The organism is Rhizobium redzepovicii (assembly GCF_019793435.1).
GTDB lineage: Bacteria > Pseudomonadota > Alphaproteobacteria > Rhizobiales > Rhizobiaceae > Rhizobium > Rhizobium redzepovicii.
The window spans coordinates 199,161-205,970 of the sequence record NZ_JAILYH010000015.1 but is presented as its reverse complement, the minus strand read 5'-3'; the positions used below and the strand labels follow the sequence as shown (position 1 = coordinate 205,970).

Annotated in this window: 6 protein-coding genes and 2 pseudogenes; 5 read left to right on the top strand and 3 right to left on the bottom strand. The window is 63.0% G+C overall.

The window, feature by feature from the left end:
• A partial coding sequence (locus tag K6N12_RS23790) for a sensor histidine kinase (protein ID WP_222148982.1) occupies positions 1 to 1,365 on the bottom strand: 1,365 nt, incomplete at its 3' end.
• Positions 1,362 to 2,024 (bottom strand): response regulator transcription factor, encoded by a 663-nt coding sequence (locus tag K6N12_RS23785; RefSeq protein ID WP_097625982.1) that lies wholly within the window; start codon positions 2,022 to 2,024, stop codon positions 1,362 to 1,364. The genes K6N12_RS23790 and K6N12_RS23785, both read right to left, overlap by 4 nt.
• 148 nt (positions 2,025 to 2,172) lie before the next feature.
• Between K6N12_RS23785 and K6N12_RS23780 the strand changes: the two genes are divergently transcribed.
• The 3 genes from K6N12_RS23780 (at position 2,173) to ilvB (ending at position 5,278) form a co-directional block, all read left to right on the top strand.
• Positions 2,173 to 2,661, top strand: coding sequence for a hypothetical protein (locus tag K6N12_RS23780; protein ID WP_097625981.1), 489 nt, complete (start codon positions 2,173 to 2,175; stop codon positions 2,659 to 2,661).
• A 72-nt stretch (positions 2,662 to 2,733) separates the two neighbouring features.
• Positions 2,734 to 3,171: a hypothetical protein gene (locus K6N12_RS23775; RefSeq protein WP_097626072.1), complete on the top strand. Its 438-nt coding sequence runs from the start codon at positions 2,734 to 2,736 to the stop codon at positions 3,169 to 3,171.
• 379 nt (positions 3,172 to 3,550) lie between these two features.
• Positions 3,551 to 5,278: a biosynthetic-type acetolactate synthase large subunit gene (ilvB, locus tag K6N12_RS23770; protein ID WP_165503976.1), complete on the top strand. Its 1,728-nt coding sequence runs from the start codon at positions 3,551 to 3,553 to the stop codon at positions 5,276 to 5,278.
• Positions 5,279 to 5,462: 184 nt separating this feature from the next.
• On the opposite strand, the gene K6N12_RS23765 is transcribed toward ilvB, so the two are convergent.
• Positions 5,463 to 5,993 carry a 2'-5' RNA ligase family protein gene (locus K6N12_RS23765; RefSeq protein WP_097625979.1) on the bottom strand — a complete coding sequence of 177 codons (531 nt, stop codon included), beginning with the start codon at positions 5,991 to 5,993 and terminating at the stop codon, positions 5,463 to 5,465.
• A 176-nt stretch (positions 5,994 to 6,169) separates the two neighbouring features.
• Here K6N12_RS23765 and K6N12_RS23760 point away from each other — a divergent pair.
• Both K6N12_RS23760 and K6N12_RS23755 read left to right on the top strand, forming a co-directional pair.
• A pseudogene (locus tag K6N12_RS23760) lies at positions 6,170 to 6,536 on the top strand (VOC family protein).
• 20 nt (positions 6,537 to 6,556) lie between these two features.
• Positions 6,557 to 6,784: pseudogene (locus K6N12_RS23755) on the top strand (DsrE family protein); the annotation flags it as partial.
• Positions 6,785 to 6,810: the final 26 nt, after the last annotated feature.

Below are 6,810 nucleotides of genomic sequence, written 5' to 3'. Positions count from 1 at the left end.
CCCCAACCCCACCGCCACCGGCAAACACAACACACACCGCAACCCCACCACCCCATTCGCCTCCAACACCAAAGACCCGCCGTAAAGCCCCGCAAGTTCGCTCACGATACTCAGCCCAAACCCATTCCCCGGCACTTGCTCATCCTCCCGCACGCCAGGGAGCAGCACAGCATCCAGCCGGTCTGCCGGTATCCCCGGCCCGTCGTCCTCGATCGTGATACGGGCGGTCGGGCCGTCGCGGCGGGCGCGGAGGGTGACGTGGGAGGTGGCCCATTTGAAGGCGTTGTCGATCAGGTTTCCGAGCATTTCCTCGACATCGCTTTCGTCGCAGGCGACGCGCAGGCCTTTGGCGATATCGGTGTCGAAGGCGATCTTGCGCTCGGCATGAATCTGGCTGATGGCCCGGTGGAGATCGGCGACCGAGGCCGCCAGGTCGATGCTGGCGACATTGTCCGTCGAGGCCATCACGCGGCGAGCGGCGGCGAGGTGGTGTTTGATCCTGTTGTCGATCCGGGCGGCGAGGCTGCGTAAGGCGCCTTGCGGATCGTTTTTCTCGTCGAGCGCCAGCAACAGGCTCGCCACCGGCGTTTTGAGGCCGTGGGCGAGGTTGGCGAACTGCATGCGGGTTGCCGCGAGCCGCTCCTCATTGGCCGCCAGCAACGCATTGGTTTTCAGCGCGAGCGGCGCAAGCTCGACGGTCGCCTCATCGGGCAGGCGGGCGCGTTCTCCCCGGTTGATGGCATCGATATTGGCTGCCATGGATTTCAAGGGGCGCAGGCCGAAGCGGATCTGCCAGAGCGTGCCGGCCATCAGCACGAGGCCGAGCAGCAGCATGGAGGGAACCAGCCAGAAGAGCGCGCGGAGCGCGGGGCCGACGAGGGCGATCATCGGCGCCGTCGTGGTGATTGTCAGCGTCATGCCGTCGATGCTGCGGATGGCCTGCCGAAGATAGAGCGGTCGTCTTCCGCGATCACCGCCCGTGCCTGATGTCGGCATGCCCATCAGCACATGGCGCAGATCCTGCCGGGGCGGCGGCGCGTCGATCGTGCCGTTCATCAGGGAGCGGGAGGTCAGGCGCTGTTGCCCGTCGTCGATCTGCCAGTACCAGCCGGATGACGGGCGATCGAAGGGCGGTGCGTCGAGCGGCGCGGACAAGGTGATCCTGCCTTGCGCATCGCGCGTCACCGCGCCGGCAAGGGCGCCGATCTGGGTGTCCAGACGCTGATCGACCTGCTCGCGCACCACCGTCTTCAGCGCCAGCCAGAGCACGATCGCGGCCACAACGAGCGCCAGCGTCACGAAGATGCCGGAGAACATCAGCAGCCGGCCGGCGATCGATCTCGGTTTGAGGGCGGGGGCCTTCATGATGCCGACGTCAGCATATAGCCGCGGCCGCGCACCGTCTCGATGCGATCACCCCCGAGCTTCTTGCGCAGCCGGGCGATGATCACTTCGATGGAATTGGAGTCGACCTCGGCATCACCGTCATAGACGCGCTCGGTCAGCTCCCGCCGGTCGACGACCATCTCCTTGCGCAGCATCAGGCAGGAGAGCACTCGCCATTCCAGCGCCGTCAACTTCAGCGGCAGGCCGTCGAGTTCGAAGGTGCCGAGCTGGGCATCGAAGACCAGCGCGCCGCAGGTCAGCCGCGCGGCGGCGTGGCCGGCCGCCCGGCGCACCAGGGCGCGCAGGCGCAACACCAGCTCTTCCACCTTGAAGGGCTTGGCGAGAAAATCATCGGCGCCGGCCTTGAAGCTTGCGACCTTGTCCGGCCAGCCGTCGCGCGCCGTCAGCACCAGAACCGGCAGGTCGCGGCTGCCATCGCGCCATTCCTTCAGCACGCTGACGCCATCGATCTTCGGCAGGCCGAGGTCAAGGATCGCGACATCGAAGAGTTCGGTCAGGCCCGCATGGAGAGCGTCCTCGCCGTTGCGCGCGATATCGACCACGAAGTTTTCCGATCGCAACACGGCGGCGATCCGGCCGCTGAGGTCTTCGTCATCTTCGACGAGCAATACGCGCATGGGGCAGGGCTTTCCTCAAGGCTGGGCATCTCTGGGGACAGGCCAAAACTATCGGGCCGAGCTTAACTCAATCTGAACGGAGAGGTTCAGGCGGGCGAGGGGACGGGGCGGTTAGAGTGCGGCAACGACTGATGCAAGGAGCAGATATATGCCGAATGAAGACCAGGACAACGTGCATACCGAGGGCGCAGCCATGCCCATCCCGCCAAGACAGCGCCGGCGTCGGCTGGCGCTTCCCATCATCGCCGCCGCCGTGGCGCTGGTCATTGGGGCTGCCGGGGGCGCCGGTGCTGTCAAAATGATGCGTCCGACGCCGGAAATGGCGCCGCTGACGCCGGTGGCGATTTCGGCCATGCCCGCATCGAGCCTCGTGACGATCAAAGGCAAGGTCGCCGAGATCTACGGCAACAAGTTCGTGTTGCAGGACGACAGCGGCAAGGCGCTTATTGAAGCCGGCCGAGCCGGTGAGGGCGGCACTCTCGTTAGCCGTGACGAAGCTGTCACCGTACAGGGACGCTTCGACGACGGCTTCGTGCGTGCGAGCTACCTCGTTCGCCAGGACGGACGAACCGAAGCGCTGGGTCCGCCGAAAGGTCCGCCGCATAGACGATTTGAGGATTTCGATCACAGGCCTTGACGGGCCATGAACCATAGCCGCGCTGCGGTGTTTACAGACATGCTTCTCAATTCCGGCAAAGGAACAATTCCCATGCAAAGATTTCTCCTATCAGGCCTTGCTCTTGCCGCACTCGCCGGCGCCGCCTTCGCTCAACAACCGCCCACCCCGCCGCCCGCCGCGACCCCACCCGCTGCGGTCGACCCGGCCTCGCCACCGCCACCGCCGCCAACGAACCCGTCTGCTTCCGCCGATGACGAGCGGATGATGGGCGAGCCGGATGCGCGGCCGGGAGATCGGCCCGATGATCGGTGGCATCGTTCTAGAGACGATATGGGTTTCCGTGACGACAGAGGCTTCCGTGGTTTCCGTGGTCATCGCCCGTCACCGCCACCGCCGTCCAAGGCAGCGCATTTCCGGATCGAGGATGGGAACACCCGGATCGATCTGAAATGCGCCGAGGACGAACCGATGAAGGCCTGCGCCGATCTGCTGCTCCAGGTGATGGACCGCCTGCAGGGCCAGGACTAGGCTTGAACATCCTGGCATAGCCGGGACGCCGCACGACATTGCAACCGTCCGCGTTCTCTCGCGGGCGGCTTTGCGAAGGCCACCGTCGCCGACAGCCGCCATTCGTCTCCTCCGCAAGCATTGACGGCGGCCCGATTTGGCTTTAGCTGTGACGCTATGAAAATCGCAATGGTTCTGGCATTGGTGATCGGGCGCATGGGCAGGATGGTGTAACCATCCGGCGAAAGCACCCATGCGCGGTAAGCAGGCTCCTGACGGGGCCTTTTTTTATGCCCTGAATCCGGGGCGGGCGCCTCGTCGGACTTTCCACACATCATCACACTGATCAAGGAACGGAACCATGAGATCCCGTCATTCCATCGACACCCCGCGCGCGCAGATGACCGGCGCTGAAATCGTTCTCCAGGCGCTGAGAGACAATGGCGTCAAGCATATATTCGGCTATCCCGGCGCTGCCGTACTGCCGATCTACGACGAGCTTTTCCAGCAGGAAGACATCAGACACATTCTGGTTCGCCATGAACAGGGAGCCGGCCATGCCGCCGAGGGGTACGCCCGGTCAACGGGCAAGGTCGGCGTTATGCTGGTGACCTCAGGACCCGGCGTCACCAACGCGATCACGCCCCTTCAGGACGCCTTGATGGATTCCGTGCCGCTCGTCTGCCTGTCCGGTCAGGTGCCGACGACGCTGATCGGGTCCGATGCGTTTCAGGAATGCGATACCGTCGGCATCACCCGAGCCTGCACGAAACACAATCGGCTGGTCAACGACGTCAATGAGCTCGCGGCGGTCATCCACGAGGCCTTTCGCATCGCCGGATCAGGCCGGCCCGGACCCGTTCTGGTCGACATGCCCAAAGACGTGCTGTTTGCAAGCGGCAGTTATTCACTGCGTGAGGCTGTCGCCCCGGGACCGAGCTACCAGCCGGACAACAGCTGCGGCATCAGGGAGATCGAGGCTGCAATCGCTTTGATGACAGCGGCACGCAGGCCGGTTATCTGCGTGGGCGGCGGCGTCATCAATTCCGGTCCCGAAGCGGTAAATCGGCTGCGCGAGCTGGTCGATCTCACCGGCTTTCCCGTCACGTCGACGCTGATGGGGCTCGGCGCCTATCCGGCTTCCGGCCCGAACTGGCTGAAGATGGCCGGGCTTCACGGCTCCGATGAGGCCAACATGGCAATGCAGGACTGCGACCTCATGCTGTGCATCGGGGCGCGCTTCGACGGCGGGCTGGCCGTCGGCGTCGATGGTTTTTCACCGCATTCCCGGAAGATTCAGATCGATATCGATGCTGCCTCGCTCAACAAGACCGTGCGCGCCGATATCGGTATCCAGGGCGATGCGGGCGGCGTGCTTGCCGAATTCCTTCGTCTCTGGCGAGCGCTGCCGCGGGCGCCGGACCGGGCGAGATTGGCCGACTGGTGGAGCATGATTGCGGGCTGGCGCGCACGGCGATCGTTTTCCTATGCGGTGCGCGAGGACGTCATCATGCCGCAATATGCCATCGAGCGGCTTTACGACCTGACGAAGGATCGGGATACCTACATCACGACGGAGGTCGGCCAGCATCAGATCTGGGCGGCGCAATATTACGGCTTCGAGCAGCCGAACCGCTGGATGACATCAGGCGGCCTGGGGACGATGGGATACGGGCTGCCTGCCGCCCTCGGCGTGCAGATCGCCAATCCCGACAGCCTCGTCATCGACATGGCCGGTGACGCCTCCGTGCAGATGACGATGAAGGAAATGTCGGCCGCCGTGCAGCACAACGCGCCCATCAAGATCTTCATTCTCAACAGCGGCGATCAGGGATCGGTTCGGCAGCACGGAAATCCGGATTTCGTGAAACTGGCGGAAGCCTATGGCGGACACGGCATTCGCTGCGAGAGGCCCGCCGAACTCGATGATGCGATCCTGGAGATGATCGAGGTGAACATGCCTGTTCTGTTCGACTGCCGCGTCGCCGAACTCGCCGACCGCCTGCCGATGATCGGGCCGGGCCGGGCGCGCAACGAGATGCTGCTGTCCGGCGAGGTTGGCGCCGCGCTGTTTGCCGCGTCAGCTGATGGAGTGGGGCGCGTCGAAAGCGCGTCGCATCAAACTTGATTCATGCGACGCGCTTTAGCTCTTTGGTTGAATGGATGTCGTTCTCCCGGAACCGCTGCACACTTCCTGGCGACATGCATTAGCGGCTTTGGAGCATGGTTTGAAAATGTCAGTCGCAGCGGTGGATTCTGCGACTGGCGTCGAGTCATCAGGCCGCCGCCGATGTGGCCTTGTGCCGGCAGCATCATCGCGGCGCCAACCTGATCTCGCTCAATATCTCCACAGGCGGAAACCGGACACAATCGACGGCATCGAAATTTACCGAGAACTGCATGCTATTTTCGTTCGCCCATTTGATCGCGGCCGCTGATTTCGCCTCCGGCACTTTCGCTGCAATGGTGCAGTGAGGCGCCCAATTGCCGGGTCGATAGTGCCCATGACAGAAGGCAGGATCAATCTTTCGATGGAAAGCCGCGTGCAGTTGGAGAAGAGCGTCGTCTGGGATCGGGCGCGCCCAGAGAACGAGGAACTCGTTCTGAAAATAGCCGATGCCCGAAAAGGCTAAGGTGACGGTGGAGCGCGCGCGGAAAACACTTTCAAGCGCCTCGCCCAATCGATCTGCATCAAACGCCTGATAAACTGCGAGGGTCAGATGGGGAGGATAATTCAAGGTCCGCATCGAAGCCGTCTCTTCGAATGCCGCCGCTTCATCCCAGAGTTTGAAAACCGGCGATGCGGTCTCGTTCAGACATTTGAGGCTGATCCCGTAAGGCATTTGCGAGCGTTATCCAGTCCATCGCGCCTGGACTTTAGGCCGATATTGTTGCCGATGTCGAGCGCCCGGTCGGAGCTAACGGAGGCGGCCGGCATTGCTGGATATCGCGTGGGTTTTGTGTGTTTTCCGCCGCGGATTCGACTATCATGGGATGCTTGAACGATAGGATGCACGGCATGATCGATCATATCACCATGGCGGTCAGTGACCTTGAAAAGAGCAAGGTATTTTATGAACGCGCTTTCGACCCTCTGGGCTACCTTCGGGAAGGAAGGCGTTTTCTGGGCTTTCGATGTCGGTGGCAGCCTCTTCGAAATCCAGCACACTGACGACAAGCCGCCTCTGACCCGTTTGCACGTTGCCTTCCGGGTCCGAAGCAGGGCGGAGGTCGAGGCATTTTATCGCGCAGCACTTGAAGCCGGCGCAAGGGACAATGGTGCGCCCGGCCCGCGGCCGGAATATGCCGACAACTACTATGCCTGCTTCGTTCTCGATCCTGACGGTTACAATATCGAGGCTATGCTCAACGAGCCGGCGGCGTGAGGGTGACGACGCAGGCTGCGAACCTTGTGCGCAAGGGCGGCCAACGGATGACGCATGTGCCGCCGCTCGATCCGTTGTCGACGCTTATCGAGAATTTCCAGCAGCGCGGCGGCACGATCTGGGCCTGCCCGCCCTGCGTCACCTCGCGCGGTTATACGCAGGAAGACATGCTCGACGGCATCGTCATCGTCGGCGCCAGCGCCATGCATGCCGAAATCAAAGAGGGCGCGGCAACGCTGTCGTTTTGACTGGCTGCGCCGGGCCGGGCGACTAT

Coding starts and splice junctions, on each gene's coding strand:
- K6N12_RS23785 (WP_097625982.1), bottom strand. CDS start 2,024: ATGCGCGTATTGCTCGTCGAAGATGACGAAGACCTCAGCGGCCGGATC.
- K6N12_RS23780 (WP_097625981.1), top strand. CDS start 2,173: ATGCCGAATGAAGACCAGGACAACGTGCATACCGAGGGCGCAGCCATG.
- K6N12_RS23775 (WP_097626072.1), top strand. CDS start 2,734: ATGCAAAGATTTCTCCTATCAGGCCTTGCTCTTGCCGCACTCGCCGGC.
- ilvB (WP_165503976.1), top strand. CDS start 3,551: ATGACCGGCGCTGAAATCGTTCTCCAGGCGCTGAGAGACAATGGCGTC.
- K6N12_RS23765 (WP_097625979.1), bottom strand. CDS start 5,993: ATGCCTTACGGGATCAGCCTCAAATGTCTGAACGAGACCGCATCGCCG.